Raw genomic sequence first — 18,489 nt, 5'->3', positions numbered from 1 at the left:
GATGCCCAACGTTCCTTCCGACCGCCGCGCCGACCTCGACTGGATCCGCGTCGGCGCCTTCGCCCTGCTGATCCTCTACCACGTCGGCATGTTCTACGTGACCTGGGACTGGCACGTGAAAAGCCCAAGAGCCAGCCATGCGCTGGAGCCGCTGATGGTGCTGACCAACCCCTGGCGGCTGACACTGCTGTTCTTCGTCTCGGGCGCGGCGACGCGATTCATCTTCGACAAGGCGCCCAGCCCCGGCGGCCTCGCGCGCCAGCGTACCGCCCGCCTGCTGCCCCCGCTGCTCCTGGCCATGTTCGTGATCGTGCCGCCCCAGACCTGGTACGAGATCTCCGAACAGGCGCCGCAGCTGGCCCTGCCCTTCCCCGCCTTCTACGCCAAGTACGTGACGGCCTCCGGCGGCTGGTGCGCCCCGGAAGGGTGCCTGATCACGCCCACCTGGAACCACATGTGGTTCGTGGCCTACCTGCTGGTCTACACCCTGCTTCTGGCCCTGGCGCTGAGGGCCTGCCCGCGACTCGGCGAGCGGATTAGCGCCCTCCTCGACCGTCTGCCGGCCTGGATCTTCCTGGCGGCGCCGGTGGCGATCTTCGCCCTTCTGCGGCTCACCCTGCAGCCGGTCTTCGGCTCGACCCACGCCCTCGTGGACGACTGGTACGAGCACCCGATGAACCTCTTCGCCCTGCTGCTCGGCTACGGCTACGCGAAGTCGGACCGGGCGCGGGACGGAGCGATCTCGCTGCGGTGGGTGGCGCTGGCCCTGTGGCTGGGCGGATGGGCGCTCTATGCCGCCTTCGTGGCGCGCTACGCCGAGGCCACGCCAAGCGAGACGATGCTGCGGCTCGCGCGGATCCTGTTCGCGGTTCAGCAGTGGTCCGCGGTCGTGGCGGTGCTGGGCTTCGGCGCGAAGCACCTGAACCGGGGCGGCCCTGTCCTGCGCTACCTGACGCTGGGCGTCTTCCCGTTCTATCTCGTGCACCAGACGATCATCGTGATCGCCGGCCACCACCTGGCCAGAGCCAACCTGCCAATCGGCGTGGAAGGCGCGCTTCTCGTGGCGCTGACCGCGGCGGGGTGCTGGGCGACGTACGAACTCGCGCGACGGGCGGGCCCGCTGGCGGGTTGGTTCGGCCTCAAGCCGGAGCGGAGGCTCCGGCCGGCGGCGGCCGCTGCCTAGGGCAGATCCTCGGCGAGGATGGCCATCTCGAACATGTAGGAGCCGTCCTCGTCTTCGTCCTGGAAGACCACGCCCACGAACTCCTCGCCGACATAGACTTCGGCGGAGTCCTTCTGCTTCGGCCGAGGCACGAGCTTGATGCGCGCATTGGCGAAGGTCCCCCGCAGGTGGCCTTCGATCTTGCGGATAGCCTTCTCGTCCACGCCCAACGCTCCAGGATCTGCGAGGAAATCAGTTCGGCGCGAACCTAGCCGCTCGGGCGCAGAACGGAAACCTCAGATCACGTAGTCGTACACAGCCTCGGCCAGTGTGTGGTCCATGCTGCGCGCCGGCTCCTCGCAGGTCGGGCAGTTCACCAGGCGCGCCGGAACGCCGGCCGCCGTGCAGTGCGGCGGCACCGGCTTCAACACCACCGAGCCCGAGGCGATCTTGGCGTAGTCGCCGATCTGGATATTGCCCAGGACCTTGGCGCCGGCGCCGAGCAGCACGCCCTTGCCGATCTTCGGGTGGCGGTCGCCGCGCTCGGCGCCCGTGCCGCCCAGGGTGACGCCCTGAAGCATGGAGACGTCGTCGCCGATCACCGCGGTTTCGCCGATGACGATGCCGGTCCCGTGGTCGATGAACACGCCCTTGCCGATCACCGTGGCCGGGTGGATGTCCACCTGGAAGATCTCGCTGGAGCGGCTCTGCAGGTAGAAGGCGAGCGTGTCGCGGCCCTGTTTCCAGAGCCAGTGGGCGACGCGCTGGGTCTGCAGGGCCTGGAAGCCCTTGAAGAACAGGAAAGGCTGGACGTAGCCCTTGCAGGCCGGGTCTCGTTCGAAGACGGCGCGCAGGTCGGCTTCGGCCGTGGCGACCAGCTCGGGATCGCTGGAGAAAGCCTCCTCGGCGATGTCGCGGATGCTCATCGCCCGCAGCTCCTGGTCGCCGAGCTTCCGGGCCAGCTGGTACGACAGGGCGTCGCCGAGGTTCTTGTGGTTCAGGATCACCGCGGCAAGCAGGCTGGCCAGCGCGGCCTCGTCCTTGGAGGCGGCGTAGGCTTCATTCCGCAGGGCGGCCCAGACCGGCGGCGGCGCGGCCGGATCGATAACTTCGAGGCGTTGGCTCATGGCGTCCTCCCGACCCATCGGCCGTCTCCCTAGCCTAGCATAGCGCGCGAAAGCTCGCGCGGCAGGTCTCCCTCACGAGCCATATGGTAGGCCCGCAGCAGCATCGCCACCGTAAGGACGTCCTGCAAATGCCCGGCCAGGGCCGCGTCGAGCGCCTCCCGGAACGGAACACGGGCGATCACAAGTTCCTCCGTGTCGTCGGCCTGATGGCCGGCGGTGCTCTGGGAGAGGCCCCACGCCACGAACCCCACGGCGCGCTCGTCGGTGATCGAGTTGGAGAGCTGGGCGCGGAGCACCTCCTGCCAGTGATCGGCGGCAAGCCCGGTCTCTTCCGCCAGCTCACGCCTGGCGCTTTCCAGGGGATCGACGTCGAGCCCGCCGCCGCCCTCGGGAATTTCCCAGCTGTAGTCGGCCAGGGCGAAGCGGTTCTGGCCGACCATCACGACCGTGCCGTCGTCGTGCAGGGGCAGGACGGCGAGCGCCAGGTTCTTGAAGCTGACGACCCCGTAGAGCGCCGGGCGGCCCGTGGGGGCCTCGGCGTCGTACTCGGTCACCCGGATCCAGGGGTTGTCGTAGATCAGGCGACCTTCGCCCCGGCCCCAGGGTCGGCCGTGCGGGCGCAGCCAGTCGGGTTTTTGCGACATGTTCTCAACTGGCCTTGCGATCACCGGAGGCGAACCCATAAACAGAGCCACACCCCAGGCTCAAGACAGGACAGCCCTTGACCGACCGACTGCCGCCCGCCCCCGACTTTGGAGCACCCCTGCCCGTCCGCCCCACGCCGGAGGTGCTGGCCTTCCTGGCGCTGCGGCGCTCCACCCCGGCGGTGACCCTGGCCGAGCCCGCCCCGACGGCCGAGGACGTGGAGGTGATGCTCCGGCTGGCGGCCCGCGCGCCCGATCACGGCAAGCTGGCGCCCTGGCGGTTCATCATCCTGGAGCAATCAGCCAAGGCCGAGTTCGCCCGGCGGCTGGAAGCCCTGGCCCAGAGCCGGGGCGACGCCCAGGCCGCGGCCAAGCTGGGCAAGCTGAAGGCGCCGCCGCTGGCGGTGGCCGTGGTCTCCTCCATCCGCGCCTCGCAGATCCCGGAATGGGAGCAGCTGCTCTCGGCGGGGGCGGTCTGCACCAACCTGCTGAACGCCGCGCTGGCCCTGGGCTACGGCTGCAACTGGATCACCGACTGGTACGCCTATGACACGGAAGCGACGGCGATCCTTGGCCTGAGCGGCGGCGAGCGGGTGGCGGGCTTCATGCTGCTGGGGACGCCCAAGGAGGCGCCGCTGGAGCGCGAGCGGCCGGACGTGGCGGCGCTGACCTCGCATTGGCAGGGCTGAAGCCCCGGCCAAGACACACACCCAGACCCCCAGACACACAACGGCCGGACGGCGCACCGCACCATCCGGCCTGAGGTGACACGCCCGAGGAGAGTTGGGCGTAACGAGTATAGGACCGGCCGGAGGGTTTGCAAACCCTCACACGGCGGTTTGCCTCAGCCCCGCCCGCGATAGGGCTGCACCCCCTGATCGGGGAGCCACAGGCCCTGCGGAACCGGCCCGCTCTGCCAGAAGACGTCGATGGGGATGCCGCCGCGCGGATACCAGTAGCCGCCGATCCGCAGCCACTCGGGCTCGAGCTCCTTCACCAGCCGCCGACCGATGGCCACGGTGCAGTCCTCGTGGAAGGCCCCGTGGTTGCGGAACGAGCCGAGGTAGAGCTTGAGCGACTTGGATTCCACGAGCCAGTCGCGCGGGGCGTAGTCGATGACCAGGTGCGCGAAGTCGGGCTGGCCGGTGACCGGGCACAGCGACGTGAACTCGGGAGCCGTGAAGCGGACGAGGTAGGTGGTGTCGGGGTGCGGGTTCGGCACGCGCTCGAGGACGGCGGCCTCCGGGCTTTCGAAGCCCCGCACGTCGCGGCCGAGCTGGCTCAGGTGGGTCTCTTCCATGGCGCCCCTCTACTGCCTGCCGCGCGGCGCCGCAAAGGGAGCCGGCGCCGCAGCGGCCGAATCCCGGGCTCAGCCGGCCCAGCTTGGGCCAACAGTGAAAGCGGAGGAACGCTATCGCGCCCGCAGCAGGCGGCGAACCGCCGCCAAGATGCCGAGGCCGCCGCGGTACCGGCCGCCCGTGAGCACGTCCGGCACGCCCAGCACCCAGGCCGCCGACCTGCGAAGCCAGCCAGTCGCCGCGGCGCCAGGCTCCGTTCCCTCCGGCGGCTTAGCTGGGTCTGGCGGCGGCACCTTGGATGTAGCGGCCGCCGACGCCGCAAGCGCCTCAGCCACACGCACGTTGTGCAGGCGCAGAGTCTCCGAACGCTCGTGGGCGCGCCCGAGCTCGGCTGCAAGCTCGGCGGGCGTGGCGAGCGGGGCGAGGAGGCACTTGGCGCACTGATCGTCCGGCCGGCCGGACAGGAGGGCCAGGCGAAGATCGCGGGCCTCGGCGCTGTTGCGGAGCTCGGCGAGCGGTTGATCCTGAAGGTTGCCGATGGGCGGACGCACGCAGCACAGCGAGACCCCTCCGTCGGTCCGCACCTCGACGTAGTTCCATGGCCAGAGGCAGAGACGGGTCCGCCCTTCCAGCGGCAACCGTAGCATCGTCATGCCGCCACCTCCGCTGCTTCGAGGCCCGCCTGGAGCGGGGCCAGAAAATCTCCGGCGATCTCCACTTCGACGCCCGCCGCCTCCAGGACCGACAGGGCGGCCGCGATCTCCCGCAGGCGCGGCGCCAGGTCCTCGGCCGCCAACTCGTAGAGGGGCGTCACCAGGCCGGCGGTGGGCAAGGCGTCGTGCGCATCGAGGTTCCAGAAGGTGACACCGGTGACCCCAAGCTCTACTGCCGCCTCGGCGAACCGGGTCAGCTCGGGCGTGTTGCGGTCATAGAGACCACAGCTCAGCCGGATCTCCGGGGATGGCCGGCCGGCATCTTCCGCCGCCTGCCGTATGCGGGCCACGTTTCCGCGGACACGCTCCACGCTAACCTTGCGCCGGATCGAGCGGATCAGGGCGTCGTCGAAGGAGTCGATGCTCACCAGCAGGACGCGAAAGCGCGCCAGGAGCGCGATGTCGTCGTCCGAATAGATGCGCGCCAGGTTGGTGGTCATTCCCAGCGGGAGGCCGGCTTCCATAAGGGCGGCGCAGGCGCCCTGCCAGCCCGGCATGAAGGTGGTCTCGCCGGCGCCGTTGACCAGTATGGTGGCCCCGGGCTCAGCCACCTCGGCCACCTCGCGGGGCACGCGTTCGACCAGGTGCCCGGCGATGTGGCGGGCTTCCCAGTCGGGAGCGCTCACCGCGCAGTAGACGCACCGCAGATTGCAGGCGGTCGTCATGGCGACGCGGACACAGGTCGCGGGAAGAGGATCCAGAAGCGCGTCGAAGCTGATCACTGTGCGCCCACTCTACTCGTGGTGGAGACGATAGCGTGCGCCGCCACCGGGGGCTACATCAGACGACGGAGCTTGCCGCCGGCCGTCGGCGAGATGCGAGTTTTCTGACGGGGCGGCGGCGGCCTAAGGATTGGGTCGCGGGCCGACAATCAGGAGGAAGCGTGACGACCGTGACCACAATACGACCGGCGACGACGGCCGACGTCGCGCCGCTCGGGCGGCTGGGGGCGCTGCTGGTGGCGGTGCACCACGGCTTCGATCCGCAGCGCTTCATCGCGCCGGGGCCGGACAGCGCCGAGGGCTATGGCGCCTTCCTGCTAGGCGAGCTGGAGCGGCCCGAGGTAGTGGTGCTGGCGGCTGAGGCGGACGGCGCGGTGGTCGGCTACGCCTATGGCGCGCTGGAGGGCATGGACTGGCTGTCCCTGCGCGGGCCGGCGGGCGTGGTCTACGACCTGGTGGTGGACCCGGACCACCGCGGCGGCGGCGTCGGCCGGCGCCTGGTCGACGCGGTCGCCGCAGACCTGACGGCCAAGGGCGCGCCGCGGATCGTGCTGTTCACCGCCGAACGCAATCCGGGCGCCCAGCGCCTCTTTGAACGCGCCGGCTTCCGCCGCACCATGATCGAGATGACCTGGGACCCGCCGGCCGAGAGCTAGGCGGCCGAGCCGGTCGTGCGTGGACGGCCGGTCGGGCAACCTGTCGCACTTCCGGCAGTTGCAGAAGCCGGGCCCGTCGGTCCTCCAGCGAAACCTATCCGCGAAACGCTGTAATTCTACGTAATCCACGGCCTGCGCGACCCATGCGACCCGAGCCGCCCTGAGGCGCCGCTGCGCCCACAGGCGTGGAGGCCGCATGAAGATCCTGTCGGTGTTCGGAACCCGCCCCGAGGCCATCAAGATGGCGCCGGTGCTGCGCGCCCTGGCCGCCGAGCCAGGCGTGGACTCGCGCGTCTGCGTGACGGGCCAGCACCGGCAGATGATCGCGCCGCTGCTCGATTTCTTCGGCGTCGCCCCGGACGCAGACCTGGGCCTGATGCGGCCCGGCCAGTCGTTGAACGGGCTGGTGTCGGGCGCGCTCTGGGCTCTGGACGAGGTGCTGGAAGCCCTGCGGCCGGACCGTGTGCTGGTGCACGGCGACACCTCCACGGCGATGGCCGCCGCCCTGGCCGCCTTCCACCGGCGCATCCCCGTGGGCCACGTCGAAGCGGGCCTGCGCACCTATGACTCCGGCCACCCCTTCCCGGAGGAGATGAACCGCCGGATCGTCGACCTCGCCAGCGACCTGATGTTCGCGCCGACGGCACGTTCCGCCGCGAACCTGGCCGCCGAGGCGCTGGAAGGCCGGGTCCTGGTCACCGGCAACACCGTCATCGACACCCTGCACTGGGCCACGGCGCGGCTGGACGCCGACCACGCCCTGCGCGCGAAGGTGGACGCCGGCCTGCCGCGGATCAGCCCGGGTCACCGCCTGGTGCTGGTGACGGGTCACCGGCGGGAGAACTTCGGCGACGGCATGGCCAACATCTGCGCCGCGCTGCTGGGCCTGTCGCGCATGGATCGGACCCAGATCGTCTACCCCGTCCACCTGAACCCCAATGTCCAGGGCCCGGTCACCGAGGCGCTCGCCGGCCAGCCGAACATCCACCTGATCCCACCCCAGGACTACGTCGCCTTCCTGCGCCTGATGCAGCGCGCCGACGTGATCCTCACCGACAGCGGCGGCGTCCAGGAGGAGGCCCCCGCGCTGGGCAAGCCGGTCCTGGTCATGCGCGACACGACGGAGCGGCCGGAAGCCCTGGCCAGCGGCGCCGTCAGCCTGGTGGGTACGGACGCCGAGCGCATCCTGTCGGCAACGCTCGGCCACCTGGAGCGGCTCGATCTCGGCGGCCGCGGTCCGGCGCCGGTCAGCCCCTATGGCGACGGCCGCGCCGCCGCGCGGATCGTCGACGCCGTGGTCGGCCGCGAGGTGATCCCGTTCGCCCCGTCGGCTCCGCCGACGCTCCGGGCGGCGTGAGGCGGCCATGCCGCCCGCCCTCAACGCTGCGCTGAACGCCGGACTGGAGGCCTATTCCGGCAGCCTCCAGGTCGTGGCCGTCGTCGTGGCGGTCCTGATCGCCGCCTCCTCGGCCGACGACCTGTTCATCGACGCCTTCTTCTGGGCGCGCGAGCTCCACCGCAAGCTGGTGGTCAGCAAGCGGCACACGCCGCTCACCGAGGCGCAGCTGCACGCCCGGCCGCAGCAGCACCTGGCGATCATGGTCCCGGCCTGGAAGGAGGACGACGTGATCGCGGCCATGGTCGAGAACGCGATCAGCACCCTGGACTACCAGAACTACACGATCTTCTGCGGGACCTATCCCAACGACGCGGCCACCATCTCCGAGGTGGAGCGCGCGCGGCGCCGCTATAGCCGCCGGGTCGTGCGGGTGGAGGTCGACCATGCCGGGCCCACCTGCAAGGCCGACTGCCTGAACGCCATCGTCAAGACGATCTTCGAGCACGAGAAGCGGCTGGGGATCGAGTACGCGGGCGTCATCCTGCACGACTGCGAGGACGTGCTGCACCCGTTGGAGCTGAAGTTCTACAACTACCTCCTGCCCCGGAAGGACATGATCCAGCTGCCGGTGGCCTCGCTCGAGCGCAAGTGCTCGGAGCTGATCGCTGGCACCTACATGGACGAGTTCGCCGAGTGGCACTCCAAGGACCTGGTGGTGCGCGAGATCCTCTGCCGGGCGGTGCCCTCGGCCGGGGTCGGGACCTGCTTCTCCAGGCGAGCCCTGCTGGCGCTGCAGGAGGAGGACGCGGAGGAGCCGTTCAACACGGCGAGCCTGACAGAGGACTACGACATCGGGGCCCGGCTGCGGGCGCGCGGCATGACCTCGATCATCGCCCGCTTCCCGGTTTCGGTCCGGGTGAAGCGCAAGACGCTGTTCGGCCTGGGTCCGGAGAAGACACTCGACGTCGCCATGCCGCTCTGCGTGCGCGAGTACTTCCCGAACACCTTCCGCACCTCGTACCGCCAGAAGGCGCGCTGGACGCTGGGCATCGCCTACCAGGGCTGGGCGCAACTCGGCTGGGCCGACACCCTGAAGGCCAACTACTTCTTCGTGCGGGACCGCAAGGCGATCGTCACGCCCCTGCTCTCGCTAGCGTCCTACCTGATCCTGCTGAACTTCGTGGCCTTCGCCGTGTGGCCGCAGGCCGCGGCGCACGGCTTCCGCCCCATCTTCCCCGACCAGTGGTGGTTCTGGCCGCTGATCGCCTTCAACGGCTTCGCGCTCGCCGCGCGAACCGCACAGAGGCTCTACTTCGTGAACCGCTTCTACGGCTGGGAGCACGCCCTGCTGTCGCTGCCCCGGATGGTGGTCGCCACCTTCGTGAACCTGTGGGCGGCCGGCCGGGCGACCCGCATCTTCTTCGAAAGCCTGATGTTCGGAAAAGGCATCGTCTGGGACAAGACAATGCACGACTTCCCCACCGCGGAGGACCTCGGCCAGGAGCGGCGGCGCCTGGGCGAGATCCTGGTGGACTGGCGCGCCATCGAGCCGGCGCAGCTCGAGGAGGCGCTGGCGGCCCAGGCGCGTGACGGCCGTCCCCTGGGCCGCATCCTGCAGGCGCGGGGCTGGCTCGACGACGAGACCCTGGCCGAAGCGGTCAGCGTGCAGGCGGACGTGCCGCGCGCCACCGTGACGACGCAGGCGCTGAAAGCCGGGCTCGATCTGCTGCCGCGAGAACTCGCCATCTCGCATCGCATCGCACCCCTAGAGGCGGGCGAGAGCGGCCTCACCGTCGCAGCCGCCCGGCCGCTGACGCCCGAGGCGCAGTCCGCGCTGGAGACGGCCGCCGGCCAGCCCGTGCAGGTTCGCATCGCGCGGGAGAGCGAGATCACCGCAGGCCTGGTCATGCTGGCCTGGTCCCTCCCGGCAGGGCGCGCCTCGGGCCTGGGGCTCGGCGAGCTGCTCGCTGACGAGGGGCTTGTCCCCCACGAGCTGCTGCGGGCCTCCCCCACGGCTTCCATCGGCGCGGTGCTGCGCCAGGGCGGCGCCTTCGCCGCCACGCCTCTTTCCGACCTGAGGAGCGCCGCCTGATGGCTGCCCATGCCCTGACCCCGATCCTGGCGGCGGCCGCTCTGGCGGCCGCGCCCCAGGCGCAGGCGCCCGCCGGCGAGACGCCGCGAAGCACGGGACGCGCCCAGCAGCCGCCCAGCGCCTACGCCCTGGCCGCGGCGGCCTACGAGGCGTTCAACGCGCGTGACTACGCCCGTGCGGCGGCGCTGGCCGCCGAAGCCGCGGCCCTGGCGCCTGGCAACCGCGACTATGCCCTGCTGCATCTGCAGGCGCTGGCCAACGCCGGGCGTGGCGAGGCGGCGGAGCAGGCCGCCGCCGCCCTCGAACGGCGCTTCGGCCCCTCGGCGCTGGTGGCGGCGCAGCGGGGCCACTTGGCCGCGGCCCGCCAGGACTGGACAGCCGCGGCGGATCGCTTCGGCGAGGCGCTCGCCCTTCCTGGCCTCGACCCGGCCGCCGCCCGGCTGGCGCGGCTCGGGCGGTTCGACGCCCTGATGAGCCTGAAGCAGCCCGAGGAGGCCGCGCGGAGCCTGGAGGGGCTCGCCGCGGACAGCTACGAGGTGCGCTCCCGCCTGGCGATGGCCGCTGATGCGGCCCGCCGACCGGCCGAGGCGGCGGAGGCTCAGGCGGCGGCCGCCGAGCTCGCGCCCACGGCCGAGAGCAAGGCCTATATGCTGCGCGGCCAGGTGATGTCGCTCGTCGCCCTCCAGAAGCGGGCGGAGGCCCGGCGGGTGTTCGACGCCGCCCTGCGCGCGGGACAACTGGACGCCTCTGACCCCATGGACGTGGCCATGGTGGCGGTCGCGGTGCACGACGACGAGACCGCCCTCACCTGGTTCCGCCGCGCCGAGGCGGATGGCAAGCTGAAGGGGCGCGCCGCCCTGGACGCCGCCTACGCCGCAAAGCGGCTGGCGCGCGACGCCGACGCCGTCCGCTACTTCACCCTCGGCCTCGACCGGACCCGCGCCGGCGAGTTCGCCCTCGGCCCGCAGGCCGAGTTCGAGATCCGCCGGGACGTGGCCACCATCTCCCGCCGGTGGGGCTTCAACGGCTATGTCGGATACGGGGGCGCGGGGGCGGCCACGGCCGCCCTGCCCGGCGCCTCGCAAGGCGTCACCCAGGTGGGCGGAGAGGCCTACGCGCGGCTCGGCGGCTATCGCCGCGGGCGGACGTGGGAGGTCTTCGGCCGCGCGTTCGAGACGGTGGCGAGCGAGCGGGGCGACGCGACGGGGCCCCAGACCCTGCAGGGCTGGATCGGCGTGCGTCACAAGCCTTTCGAGAGCCAGAACCTGGTGCTGGAAGCGAGCCGGATGATCAGCCTGGGCGAGCTCGCCCGGGACGACTGGATGATCCGGGCCGCCTGGTCCGCGGGCGACGGCCTGGACCTGCGCTTCGACCGCAGCAACTGGCCCATGTGGAACGCCTACGTGGACGTGGCGCACATCACCGGCGACGGCCAGACGCTCGCGGCCGCCGACCTGCGGGCCGGCCGCAGCTTCCGGCTCTCCGACGATCCCGACGGCGGCCTGGTGCTCTCGCCGTTTGCGGGCGTGGCGGCCAGCTACGACGACAGCCTGTCGAAGGCGCTGGCGGCGGGCTGGGGCCCCGGCGTGGCGGCGCGCTGGTGGTTCGGCGGCCAGACGCACCAGGCGCCGCGGTCTTACCTGGAGATGGCGCTGCAGTACCGGCTGCGGATCACCGGCGACGCGCGGGCGAGCGGTCTCTTCGCGACCTTCAACGTGGCTTACTGAGGGGCGTCGGATGCTGCTGGAACCTCCTGGCCTGTTCTCGGCCCTGATGAACGGCGCCGTCTGCTCGGCGATCGCCGCCATCGTCTGGCTGCCGCTGTCCGCCTCCTGGCGCGATCCGGCCGGGCGGCTGCGTCGCCGCTCGTCGGCGATCAGCGTGGCGGCGGGCAGCGTCATGACCGCCCTGGCGGTGCGCCTGCTCGCCGGGACAGGCCCGTTGCTGACCCCTGGGCAGGCGGTGTGGGTCTGGCTGGCCGGGTTCCTCGTTGCGACGGCGGCGATCGCCGGGGCGGCGGCGCTGGTGACCCGCTTCATCATCGGCCAGGGCTGGTGGGCCCAGGTGGACGCCGACACCCAGGGCGACCGCAAGCGGTGGCGGCTCGTGCCGGTGGTCGTCTCGGGCTTCGCGGCGCTGGTGCTTGGCTGGGGCTACGGCCTGTTCGCCGCCGCCGCCGCGGCGGCCGCCGCCGCGCCCTAGGGCTTCCAGCCCGGCAGGGCGGCGGCCTGGCGGATCCAGTCGGCGAGCTGCGCCTGATTGGGCGCGGCGTCCTGGTAGATGTCCAGGTAGCGCACATTGGCGTCCTTCGAGGGCCCGGGCGGCGGCGGATCGAGCTGCGCGCCCTTGAAGAAGGTCACCTTCAGGTACCGGGTGAAGCAGTGGTAGCTGAGGAACCAGCCCTGGCCCTCCAGGCCGTACATGGGCGAGTTCCAGCGCACCGCCTTCTGAACCTCGGGCGCGACGCGGACGATCAGCGCGTCCAGCTCTCGCGCCACCTCGCGCTTCCAGTCCGGGATGGCCGCGATATAGGCCTGCACCGGGCCGTCCCCGTCGCCCTTGGGAATTTGCGGGTTGCCGCCGGAGAGCAACCGCGGCGCGCCAGCCGCGCCCTGTTCCGACCCTGAACGGTCCGCCTTTCGATCCATGGCCGCGCCTGCGCCTCCCTTGGCTGAAACCAACGCTTGCCAATCAATAACCCGTTGGTTATGGCTTGCAACTCATAACCGCGTAGTTATCAAACGTGCCTGACGCCCACGACACCCTCTTCCGCACCCTCGCCGACCCCACGCGCCGGGCGCTGTTCGAGCGCCTGTGCCGCGACGGCGAGCAGACGGTCGGGGCCCTCACCGCACAAGCTGGCGTATCGCAGCCGGCGGTGTCGAAGCATCTCGGCGTCCTCAAGCAGGCCGGCCTCGTCCGGGACCGGCACGAGGGCCGCCAGACCCACTACAGCGCCGTGCGTGGCGCTCTCGCCCCGCTGGTGGACTGGACCCAGCAGATGACCGGCTTCTGGGAAGCCCGGTTCGACGACCTCGAGGACCTGCTGAGGAGGATGGACCAGTGAGCGACACCCGGATGGAGCGGCGCACGGCCGTCGTGGAGCGCGAGCTGCCCCACCCGCCCGAGAAGGTCTGGCGGGCTCTGACCCAGCCGCACCTTCTCGAGGAATGGCTGATGAAGACCGACTTCGCCCCAGTCGTGGGCCATCGCTTCCAGCTGCGGGGCGAGTGGGGCGGCGTGCTCGACGGGGAGGTTCTGGTGGTGGAGCCCAACCGGACGCTCGCCTACACCTGGAACTACGACCACGAGGACCCGAACTTCCAGCTCGAGAGCGTGGTCACGCTCACCCTGACGCCCACGGCCGGCGGCACGCACCTGCGGATGGAGCAGGCCGGCTTCCGCCCCACGCAGCGGCAGGCCTTCGGGGGCGCCCAAGCCGGCTGGACCCAGATGCTTGGCAAACTCGGCGAGCTGCTCGCCCGCATGGGGTGAGCAGCGCCTTCAACACCTGAGATGACGGAGGACTTTCCATGACCTGGACCCTGCGCCTGCGGCAAGTTCATCGCTGGCTTTCGATCGTGTTCGTGCTGGCGGTGATCGCCAACCTCCTGGCCCTCGCGACCAAGTCGCAGGCGGCGTGGATCGGCTTCCTGGCGCTCGCGCCGCTGATCGTGCTGATGCTGACGGGGCTCTGGATGTTCTTCGCGCCCTACGTCGGCCGCCGGCGTGGCGCGTTAGTCCCGGCGGAGTAGCGCGTTAGTCCCGGCGGAGTAGCGCGCCTCCCGTCCGCGAGAGGGTTTGCCCCTCCCCCTCGCCGCGCTAGACCAGCCGGCGAACAACGGGAGGCAGGACCATGGCGGTGCGGGATTTCGAGGACTTCGTCGTGCTGGTGACAGGGGCCTCGACGGGCCTTGGCCGGGCGATCGCCGTGGAGACCGCCGAACGCGGCGCTTCCGCGGTCATCGTCAACTACGCCCGCAGCGCGGACGAGGCCCAGGAGACCGCCCGGCTGGTGGAGGCCGCGGGGGCCAAGGCCGTGCTGGTCCAGGGCGACGTCGCCTCGGACGACGACTGCCGGAAGATCGCGGCGGCCGCCGAGCCGTTCGGGCGGATCGATGCGCTGTTCAACAACGCCGGCACCACCACCTTCGCCGCCCACGGCGACCTGGATGCAGTGAGCGCCGACGACTTCCAGCGGCTCTATGCGGTGAACGTGGTGGGGGCCTTCCAGATGGTGCGTGCCTGCCGCGCCCTGCTGGAGGCCGCGCCCCAGCCGGGCGCCGTCGTCAACACCGCCTCCATCGCCGGGGTGACCGGCATCGGCTCGTCGATCCCCTACGCCGCCTCGAAGGGCGCGATGATCACCATGACCCAGTCCCTGGCCCGGGCGCTCGCCCCGAAGATCCGGGTCAACGCCATCTGCCCGGGCTTCATCGACACCCCGTGGTTCGGCAAGGGCCTGGGCGAGGCCGGCGCCGAGCGGGTGCGCGCCAACGCGGCGGCCTCCACGCCGCTCAAGGCGGCGTCGACGCCTGAGGACATCGCGCTCTCCACCGTGTTCCTGGGCGGGCGGGCCTCCCGCCACGTCACGGGCGAGACCCTGCTCGCCGACGCGGGGACTCACCTGGGCTATGCGGCGCGGATGGCGCGCTGATCTGCCTAAAATGCGGGCGCCTGCTCACGCTTGAGCCTGCCAGGCGATCAGGCGCCACGCGATCCGGCGGGGCCGTCCCCCGCGCGTTGAACTCGCTTCCCCTCCGCCGCGACCATGGCGGCGCACGGCAGCCCTCGAAGGCAAGCCGGAGACCAAGGGGATAGACGATGAGAGCTCTGAAACTCGCGCTGCTGGGCGCCTTCGGCGCGCTGGCGCTGGGCGGCGCGGCCCAGGCGCAGGAGGACGACGGCCCGATTTCGCTCAGCTTCAACGTGGGCGCGGCGTCGGACTATGTGTTTCGCGGGATCAGCCAGACGGACGAGGACCCGCAGGTGTTCGGCGGCGTGGACGCCGCGCTCGGCTCCATCGGCTACGCCGGCGTCTGGCTCTCCAACGTGGACTTCGGCAACGGCACGGACCTCGAGTACGACCTCTATGCCGGGGTGAAGCCGGTGATGGGGCCGGTCACCTTCGACCTCGGCGTCATCTACTACGGCTACACGGACTCCCCGTCCGGCTCGCACCAGGACTACTGGGAGGGCAAGCTGGCCGCCTCGACGGCGGCCGGGCCGGGGACCATCGGGGCGGCGGTGTTCTATTCGCCGGAGTTCTTCGGCGACACGGGCGAGGCCACCTACGTCGAGGTGAACGGCGCGATGCCGCTCGGCGAAAGCAAGTTCAGCGTCTCCGGCGCGCTTGGCCGCCAATGGATCGACGAGGGCGTCGACTACACCACCTGGAATGCAGGCCTCGGTTTCGCGCTCACGGACCACATCGGGCTCGACCTGCGGTACTGGGACACCAACGAGGGCACGGCGCTGGGCTACCTCGCCGACGAACGCGTGGTGGTCGGGGTCAAGGCGACGTTCTGATCTCTAGTGCCAACGGCAAGCCGCCGCAGGCCTTGCGGCGGCTTTTCGTTTGCCTCAGGGAACCGCGATTCATAAGTTCCGCCGCGTCGGCGCCCGGTTTGGCGCACGGCGCGGGTCAGCCTATGGTGAGCCCGGAGTTCAGCGGAGCACCAGCATGGAGCGGATGGCCTTCCGGGCCCAGACCATCGTGGTCGACGTGCTGATCGCCGCCTGCGCCTTCGCGCTCGCCTGGATCATCCCGATGAGCCCGGAGATCCCGTGGGCTGCGCTGCCCAGCCAGGACCTCCTGCAGCTGGTCGCCGTCTACGCCGGGATCGCCGGCGCGCTAGGGGTGCTGTTCCGCCGCGAACTGTCGCCCTGGCGTTACGCCTCCATCCCCGACGCCCTGGTGCTGGCGAGGATCGCCCTGCTGACCGTGGGCGTGTTCCTGCTTGTGGTGTTCCTGAGCAGCCGCGCCCAGGGCCTGGCCCGCTCCACCCTGTTCATGGCCCCGCTGATCCAGATGGCCGGCTCCATGGGCGTGCGCGTCCTGCGCCGGGCCCTGCACGAGCGGGTGCTGGAGAGCCTCTCGCCGCTGAAGGCCGTGGGCGACCGGGCGCCCGGCCCCTCGCTGCTGCTGATCGGGCCGACCTCGCTCGCCGACACCTACCTGCGCGACGCCGCGCGCAGCCACGACCGGAGCTACACGCCGGTCGGCATCGTCGGCGTCGACGCCCGCGACGTGGGCCAGCAGGTGCGCGGCGTCTGCATCATCGACCACCTGGAGAACCTGGACGCCGCCCTGGCCGACCTGCGGCGCTGGAACCGCTATCCGCGGGCCATCCTGTTCCTCGAGGAGCCCGGCCGGCTGAAGGGGCTGACCGCCGCCCAGCTCGGCCGCCTGGTCAACGACGGCATCCGCCTGCTGCGCCTGCCGTCCATCGTCGAGCTCGCCCAGCACGAGTCGCTGAAGCTGCTGCCGATGCGCGAGATCAACATCGAGGAGCTCCTGGCCCGCGACCCCATCGAGCTGGATCGATTCGCCATCGGCGAGCTGATCCGCGGCCGCCGGGTGCTGGTCACGGGGGCGGGGGGCTCGATCGGCTCGGAGCTCTGCCGGCAGGTCGCCGCCTTCCAGTGCGCGCGCGTGGCGCTGGTGGACTATTCCGAGCCCTCGCTGTTCGCCATCGACCGCGAGATCGCCGAGTCCTTCCCCGGCCTGTCCCACGAACCGATCCTCTGCGACGTCCGCAACGGCCGGCGCCTGGCGGACATCTTCGCCGCCGAGAAGCCGGACCTGGTGTTCCACGCCGCGGCCCTCAAGCACGTGCCCCTGGTGGAGAGCCACCCGTCGGAAGGCGCGCTGACCAATGTGCTCGGCACCTGGAACGTCGCCCAGGCGGCCAAGGCCTCGGGCGCCGGCCAGATGGTGCTGATCTCCACCGACAAGGCGGTCGACCCGACGAACGTCATGGGGGCCACCAAGCGCCTGGCGGAGGCCCTGATCCAGACCCAGGAGAGCAAGGTCCGCGGGACGCGCTTCTCGGTGGTGAGGTTCGGCAACGTGCTCGGCTCGGCGGGCTCGGTCGTGCCGATCTTCGCCTCGCAAATCGAGCGCGGCGGACCGGTGACGGTCACCGACCCCGAGATGGAACGCTTCTTCATGACCATCCCGGAGGCCGCGCAACTGGTGCTGCACGCCACCGCCACCCGGGCGCGCGAGGACGGCCGCGAGGCCCGCCTGTTCGTGCTCGAGATGGGCGAGCCGGTGCGGATCATGGACCTGGCCCGCCAGATGATCGCCCTCTCCGGGCGAAGCGACGTGCAGATCAAGATCACCGGGCTCCGGGCCGGCGAGAAGCTGACCGAGGCCCTGGTGGACGACAATGAGCGCGCCGTCTCCTGCTCGCCGAACGTCATGGAGGTGGTGTCCAGCCCGGCGCTGCGTCCCACCCCCGAACATCTCTCCGAGCTGGAAGCCCTGGCCACGGCCGGGCGGGACGACGACGTCCGCCGGCTGGTGTTCGACCTCGTCGCCCAGATCCGCGGCGACAAGCCAGGCCAGGCCCCGAACCTCCGCGTGATCGCCGGCGGCTGAGCCCCACCTTCCCGAGACGAGACTTCCGATGACCGAGAATGTGACCCCCGCCGAGCTGCGGCGCGCCTTCCTTTCCCAATTGGCCGGCGACTTCGCCGAGGCCGAAGCCGGATATCGCCGGGCGCTCGCCGCGCCGGCGCTCGCGGATGCGGCCCGGCGGCACCTCATCCACCTGCTCGAGAGCCAGCACCGCTGGGACGACGCCCTCCGGGAAACGATCGCCGCGCACGAGGCGAACCCCCAGGCCCCCGAACTGATGGTCCATGTGGCCACCGCCCTCCTGGGGCTCGGCCGGTACCCCGAGGCCTGGCCGCTGCTCGAGGCCCGCGCCGCCCTGCCGGCCGGATCGGTGCGCCCGCGGCTGAACTATCCGGAGTGGGACGGGCGGCCCGTCCGGTCTCTCACCCTCTGGGACGAGCTGGGGGCGGGCGACACCATCCAGTTCGCCCGCTTCATCCCCGACCTCCTGGCGCGGGGGATCAAGGTCACCCTCGTGGTCCGGCCCGAACTCGCGCCGCTGATGGAGGGGCTCGGCGCCGAGGTGATCGCCGCCCAGGGCGATATCCGCGTGCCCCAGGCCGACGCCTGGGCCATGATGGGCTCGCTCCCGCTGAGGATGGGCGTGACGCTGGATAGCCTGCCGGGCCGCACGGCCTACCTCAAGGCGACGCCCGACCGGCTGAACCGCTGGGCCCGCACCCTGCGCCCGACGGCCCGCATCGGCGTGGTGACCTGCGGCAAGGCAGCCCACCCCAACGACCGCAACCGCTCCCTGCCCTATGCGGCGGCCGGCTTCCTGCTGTCGCTCCCAGGGGCCGAGAACCTGCATCCCGAGGAGAGCACCCTCCCCCTCACAGACTTCGCAGAGACGGCGGCGGTGGTGCAGCACCTGGACCTGGTGATCAGCGTGGACACGGCGGTCGCGCACCTGGCTGGAGCGCTCGGGAAGCCCTGCTGGGTGCTGCTGCCCTGGGTCGGCGAGGATTGGCGCTGGCTGCACGACGGCCGCACCGACAGCCCCTGGTACCCGTCGCTGAAGCTCTATCGGCAGCCGGCGCCGGGCGACTGGGCGACCCCGCTGCGACAGATCGCCGAGGACATCCCCGCCTTCTTCAAGAAGGGCTGAGACG

Annotated in this window: 21 protein-coding genes; 14 read left to right on the top strand and 7 right to left on the bottom strand. The window is 71.2% G+C overall.

Translation table 11 applies throughout. From position 1 onward, the window contains the following. The first annotated feature begins 1 nt into the window (after position 1). Positions 2-1,183 (top strand): acyltransferase family protein, encoded by a 1,182-nt coding sequence (locus VIL67_RS07115; protein WP_332048177.1) that lies wholly within the window; start codon positions 2-4, stop codon positions 1,181-1,183. Here the strand turns inward: VIL67_RS07115 and VIL67_RS07110 are convergent. The 3 genes from VIL67_RS07110 to VIL67_RS07100 all read right to left on the bottom strand — a co-directional run bounded on the left by VIL67_RS07110 (position 1,180) and on the right by VIL67_RS07100 (position 2,933). Further along, positions 1,180-1,386, bottom strand: a complete 207-nt coding sequence (locus VIL67_RS07110; protein ID WP_257816988.1) for a DUF3126 family protein — start codon at positions 1,384-1,386, stop codon at positions 1,180-1,182. The genes VIL67_RS07115 and VIL67_RS07110 overlap by 4 nt on opposite strands. A 72-nt stretch (positions 1,387-1,458) precedes the next feature. Then, on the bottom strand, positions 1,459-2,289 hold the full coding sequence (cysE, locus tag VIL67_RS07105; protein ID WP_332048176.1) for a serine O-acetyltransferase: 831 nt from the start codon (positions 2,287-2,289) through the stop codon (positions 1,459-1,461). 29 nt (positions 2,290-2,318) lie between these two features. Next, on the bottom strand, positions 2,319-2,933 hold the full coding sequence (locus tag VIL67_RS07100; RefSeq protein ID WP_332048175.1) for an NUDIX hydrolase: 615 nt from the start codon (positions 2,931-2,933) through the stop codon (positions 2,319-2,321). A gap of 77 nt (positions 2,934-3,010) precedes the next feature. On the opposite strand from VIL67_RS07100, the gene VIL67_RS07095 reads away from it, so the two are divergent. Beyond that, positions 3,011-3,622, top strand: coding sequence for a nitroreductase family protein (locus VIL67_RS07095; RefSeq protein ID WP_332048174.1), 612 nt, complete (start codon positions 3,011-3,013; stop codon positions 3,620-3,622). Positions 3,623-3,777: 155 nt separating this feature from the next. Here VIL67_RS07095 and queF read toward each other — a convergent pair whose 3' ends face one another. The 3 genes from queF to VIL67_RS07080 all read right to left on the bottom strand — a co-directional run bounded on the left by queF (position 3,778) and on the right by VIL67_RS07080 (position 5,609). After that, entirely contained in the window at positions 3,778-4,233 is a 456-nt protein-coding gene (queF, locus tag VIL67_RS07090; RefSeq protein ID WP_332048173.1) for a preQ(1) synthase, read from the bottom strand. A 111-nt stretch (positions 4,234-4,344) separates the two neighbouring features. Beyond that, the gene (locus VIL67_RS07085; protein ID WP_332048172.1) at positions 4,345-4,884 is read right to left on the bottom strand and encodes an SPASM domain-containing protein; all 540 of its coding nucleotides are present in this window, start codon (positions 4,882-4,884) and stop codon (positions 4,345-4,347) included. Continuing rightward, a complete protein-coding gene (locus tag VIL67_RS07080; protein ID WP_332048171.1) occupies positions 4,881-5,609 on the bottom strand; it encodes a radical SAM family protein in 729 nt (242 codons plus the stop codon). The genes VIL67_RS07085 and VIL67_RS07080 overlap by 4 nt, the downstream gene beginning before the upstream one ends. Positions 5,610-5,827: 218 nt before the next feature. Between VIL67_RS07080 and VIL67_RS07075 the strand changes: the two genes are divergently transcribed. The 5 genes from VIL67_RS07075 (at position 5,828) to VIL67_RS07055 (ending at position 11,955) form a co-directional block, all read left to right on the top strand. Next, complete coding sequence (locus VIL67_RS07075) at positions 5,828-6,322, top strand: GNAT family N-acetyltransferase (protein ID WP_332048170.1); 495 nt, start codon at positions 5,828-5,830, stop codon at positions 6,320-6,322. A 196-nt stretch (positions 6,323-6,518) separates the two neighbouring features. Continuing rightward, a complete protein-coding gene (gene wecB, locus VIL67_RS07070) occupies positions 6,519-7,679 on the top strand; it encodes a non-hydrolyzing UDP-N-acetylglucosamine 2-epimerase (RefSeq protein WP_332048169.1) in 1,161 nt (386 codons plus the stop codon). 7 nt (positions 7,680-7,686) lie between these two features. After that, positions 7,687-9,753, top strand: a complete 2,067-nt coding sequence (locus VIL67_RS07065; RefSeq protein ID WP_332048168.1) for a glycosyl transferase family protein — start codon at positions 7,687-7,689, stop codon at positions 9,751-9,753. Next, positions 9,753-11,480: an NfrA family protein gene (locus tag VIL67_RS07060; RefSeq protein ID WP_332048167.1), complete on the top strand. Its 1,728-nt coding sequence runs from the start codon at positions 9,753-9,755 to the stop codon at positions 11,478-11,480. The genes VIL67_RS07065 and VIL67_RS07060 overlap by 1 nt, the downstream gene beginning before the upstream one ends. A gap of 10 nt (positions 11,481-11,490) precedes the next feature. Next, entirely contained in the window at positions 11,491-11,955 is a 465-nt protein-coding gene (locus VIL67_RS07055; protein ID WP_332048166.1) for a hypothetical protein, read from the top strand. On the opposite strand, the gene VIL67_RS07050 is transcribed toward VIL67_RS07055, so the two are convergent. After that, the gene (locus VIL67_RS07050; RefSeq protein ID WP_332048165.1) at positions 11,952-12,401 is read right to left on the bottom strand and encodes a DUF1801 domain-containing protein; all 450 of its coding nucleotides are present in this window, start codon (positions 12,399-12,401) and stop codon (positions 11,952-11,954) included. The two genes, VIL67_RS07055 and VIL67_RS07050, sit on opposite strands and share 4 nt — an antisense overlap. Before the next feature lie 95 nt (positions 12,402-12,496). On the opposite strand from VIL67_RS07050, the gene VIL67_RS07045 reads away from it, so the two are divergent. The 7 genes from VIL67_RS07045 (at position 12,497) to VIL67_RS07015 (ending at position 18,485) form a co-directional block, all read left to right on the top strand. Continuing rightward, a complete protein-coding gene (locus VIL67_RS07045; protein ID WP_332048164.1) occupies positions 12,497-12,820 on the top strand; it encodes an ArsR/SmtB family transcription factor in 324 nt (107 codons plus the stop codon). Next, a complete protein-coding gene (locus tag VIL67_RS07040; protein ID WP_332048163.1) occupies positions 12,817-13,248 on the top strand; it encodes an SRPBCC family protein in 432 nt (143 codons plus the stop codon). Before VIL67_RS07045 ends, VIL67_RS07040 begins: the two co-directional genes overlap by 4 nt. A 38-nt stretch (positions 13,249-13,286) precedes the next feature. Further along, complete coding sequence (locus tag VIL67_RS07035; RefSeq protein WP_332048162.1) at positions 13,287-13,508, top strand: hypothetical protein; 222 nt, start codon at positions 13,287-13,289, stop codon at positions 13,506-13,508. A gap of 101 nt (positions 13,509-13,609) precedes the next feature. Continuing rightward, the gene (locus VIL67_RS07030; protein ID WP_332048161.1) at positions 13,610-14,410 is read left to right on the top strand and encodes an SDR family NAD(P)-dependent oxidoreductase; all 801 of its coding nucleotides are present in this window, start codon (positions 13,610-13,612) and stop codon (positions 14,408-14,410) included. A 167-nt stretch (positions 14,411-14,577) separates the two neighbouring features. Continuing rightward, complete coding sequence (locus VIL67_RS07025; RefSeq protein WP_332048160.1) at positions 14,578-15,282, top strand: TorF family putative porin; 705 nt, start codon at positions 14,578-14,580, stop codon at positions 15,280-15,282. 154 nt (positions 15,283-15,436) lie between these two features. After that, the gene (locus VIL67_RS07020) at positions 15,437-17,359 is read left to right on the top strand and encodes a polysaccharide biosynthesis protein (RefSeq protein WP_332048159.1); all 1,923 of its coding nucleotides are present in this window, start codon (positions 15,437-15,439) and stop codon (positions 17,357-17,359) included. 28 nt (positions 17,360-17,387) lie between these two features. Then, the gene (locus VIL67_RS07015; protein ID WP_332048158.1) at positions 17,388-18,485 is read left to right on the top strand and encodes a glycosyltransferase family 9 protein; all 1,098 of its coding nucleotides are present in this window, start codon (positions 17,388-17,390) and stop codon (positions 18,483-18,485) included. Positions 18,486-18,489 lie beyond the last annotated feature (4 nt).

Source organism: Phenylobacterium sp. (genome assembly GCF_036563385.1).
Classification (GTDB): domain Bacteria; phylum Pseudomonadota; class Alphaproteobacteria; order Caulobacterales; family Caulobacteraceae; genus Phenylobacterium.
Note: the sequence above shows the minus strand (reverse complement) of the source record. Positions and strands in the feature narration are given on the sequence as shown.

Excerpts from the sequence above, each read along its gene's own strand:
- VIL67_RS07035 (WP_332048162.1), top strand. The coding sequence starts at position 13,287 with ATGACCTGGACCCTGCGCCTGCGGCAAGTTCATCGCTGGCTTTCGATC.
- VIL67_RS07080 (WP_332048171.1), bottom strand. The coding sequence starts at position 5,609 with ATGACGACCGCCTGCAATCTGCGGTGCGTCTACTGCGCGGTGAGCGCT.
- VIL67_RS07025 (WP_332048160.1), top strand. The coding sequence starts at position 14,578 with ATGAGAGCTCTGAAACTCGCGCTGCTGGGCGCCTTCGGCGCGCTGGCG.
- VIL67_RS07055 (WP_332048166.1), top strand. The coding sequence starts at position 11,491 with ATGCTGCTGGAACCTCCTGGCCTGTTCTCGGCCCTGATGAACGGCGCC.
- VIL67_RS07020 (WP_332048159.1), top strand. The coding sequence starts at position 15,437 with ATGGAGCGGATGGCCTTCCGGGCCCAGACCATCGTGGTCGACGTGCTG.
- wecB (WP_332048169.1), top strand. The coding sequence starts at position 6,519 with ATGAAGATCCTGTCGGTGTTCGGAACCCGCCCCGAGGCCATCAAGATG.
- VIL67_RS07030 (WP_332048161.1), top strand. The coding sequence starts at position 13,610 with ATGGCGGTGCGGGATTTCGAGGACTTCGTCGTGCTGGTGACAGGGGCC.
- VIL67_RS07100 (WP_332048175.1), bottom strand. The coding sequence starts at position 2,933 with ATGTCGCAAAAACCCGACTGGCTGCGCCCGCACGGCCGACCCTGGGGC.
- VIL67_RS07015 (WP_332048158.1), top strand. The coding sequence starts at position 17,388 with ATGACCGAGAATGTGACCCCCGCCGAGCTGCGGCGCGCCTTCCTTTCC.
- queF (WP_332048173.1), bottom strand. The coding sequence starts at position 4,233 with ATGGAAGAGACCCACCTGAGCCAGCTCGGCCGCGACGTGCGGGGCTTC.
- VIL67_RS07065 (WP_332048168.1), top strand. The coding sequence starts at position 7,687 with ATGCCGCCCGCCCTCAACGCTGCGCTGAACGCCGGACTGGAGGCCTAT.
- VIL67_RS07085 (WP_332048172.1), bottom strand. The coding sequence starts at position 4,884 with ATGACGATGCTACGGTTGCCGCTGGAAGGGCGGACCCGTCTCTGCCTC.
- VIL67_RS07050 (WP_332048165.1), bottom strand. The coding sequence starts at position 12,401 with ATGGATCGAAAGGCGGACCGTTCAGGGTCGGAACAGGGCGCGGCTGGC.
- VIL67_RS07060 (WP_332048167.1), top strand. The coding sequence starts at position 9,753 with ATGGCTGCCCATGCCCTGACCCCGATCCTGGCGGCGGCCGCTCTGGCG.
- cysE (WP_332048176.1), bottom strand. The coding sequence starts at position 2,289 with ATGAGCCAACGCCTCGAAGTTATCGATCCGGCCGCGCCGCCGCCGGTC.
- VIL67_RS07115 (WP_332048177.1), top strand. The coding sequence starts at position 2 with ATGCCCAACGTTCCTTCCGACCGCCGCGCCGACCTCGACTGGATCCGC.